Below are 1,315 nucleotides of genomic sequence, written 5' to 3' on the forward strand. Positions count from 1 at the left end.
CCGAGGAGGCTCCCGGACCGCCCGCGGAAAGCGAGTGCCTGAAGTGGAAAGCAACATCCAAATTTATACAAGCAAAAAAAACTGTAGACAAACTCGATATCGAGAAGGGTCAATTTTTATTTGAATATATTAATCCATAATAGCAATAATATAAAAACCTCTAATTAATTGTATGTTTCACCTGTAAGGTGGGATTCAAACATATCGATGATTTCAAGGAAGCGTTCGGCCTCACGGAAAACGTGATCAGCTAACAGTGGATGGATAATGCTCTTGATTTTGCATTCTTCGATTAAATCCCTGGCGGTTTTCTTAAAGTCCCGAAGTGATACGACGGAAACACGGTTCTGATCTAGAAATTGATCCAAAAGAGGGGCGGTTTGAGATTGCGGTTTCATGGACTCTAAGTCTACAGCTTGAAAGACTAATTGATCAAAATCATTACTGAAGTTTCGCGCCATATCCACCAACTTTCTTTCCGATGGATCAAGGAGATGTCCGATGAATTTTGCATGATCCGCCATTATTCTTAAAAAGAAAACATTTTCCTTGATGATCGCATCTGCAAGTGGTTTCAATTTACCCTCATTTAATTCTATTAATCGTTTTCTAAAATAATTGGCTTCCCTGCTTGTATGGTCGACTAAAAGTGGGAAGTTGTTTGCACCAGGCAATTTACAGGTGAGTATTAATCCCAATACCTTCCTTTTAAATAAAAATATGCCTGTAGCAGCTTGCTGCACCTCCGAGTTAAATCTCCTGATCTGTTCGGGATCAGCTTGATTTGTTAATGAATGGGATTGCTGTTCTATCCGTTCAAACAAATGATAAAACTGATTAGCTTCCTCAATTAACTGTGTATCTTCACATCTGAAACCTAGTCTTAGAAATAAAGAGTGTTCCTTCATTATTCTTGACCAAAAACGAATCTCATCTAAAGAGCGTGCAACAAACATTCCCGAGTTATTCCTCATATTGGTGGTTTCCTGTGTGTTCTCATTCATAACTAATGCCCCCTTTTAACAAATCCATCATTAAAAGCATATTAACGAGGGGGCATTATTATTCTGTTCAAATTGCAAATCCTATCATTACCGATATCCTTTTAACACCTCAAACCGGTGAGTTTTTTTGTTTTCTCTTGTAGGGGAAATAACGTGATTCATCCATGTTCTTGAAGAAAAGTAAGCGAGTATAAAGGAAGGGAAATGGATTTCGAACTGAGGGGTGTACAAAAATCCTGGACGATTTGAGTCTTATCTAAAGGCTGTTTTCACATACTTTGTTGCTATTTACCAGGTAGTGAGTTGTGGTT

At 38.3% G+C, this 1,315-nt stretch carries 1 protein-coding gene; it reads right to left on the bottom strand.

Annotation, left to right across the window (positions count from 1 at the left end; translation table 11 throughout):
* Positions 1-164: 164 nt before the first annotated feature.
* Positions 165-1,004, bottom strand: coding sequence for a DUF2935 domain-containing protein (locus ADA55_RS08240; protein WP_048681835.1), 840 nt, complete (start codon positions 1,002-1,004; stop codon positions 165-167).
* Positions 1,005-1,315 lie beyond the last annotated feature (311 nt).

Origin of the sequence: Bacillus sp. 220_BSPC (genome assembly GCF_001054655.1) — a bacterium.
GTDB lineage: Bacteria > Bacillota > Bacilli > Bacillales > DSM-1321 > Peribacillus > Peribacillus frigoritolerans.

Coding starts and splice junctions, on each gene's coding strand:
- ADA55_RS08240 (WP_048681835.1), bottom strand. CDS start 1,004: ATGAATGAGAACACACAGGAAACCACCAATATGAGGAATAACTCGGGA.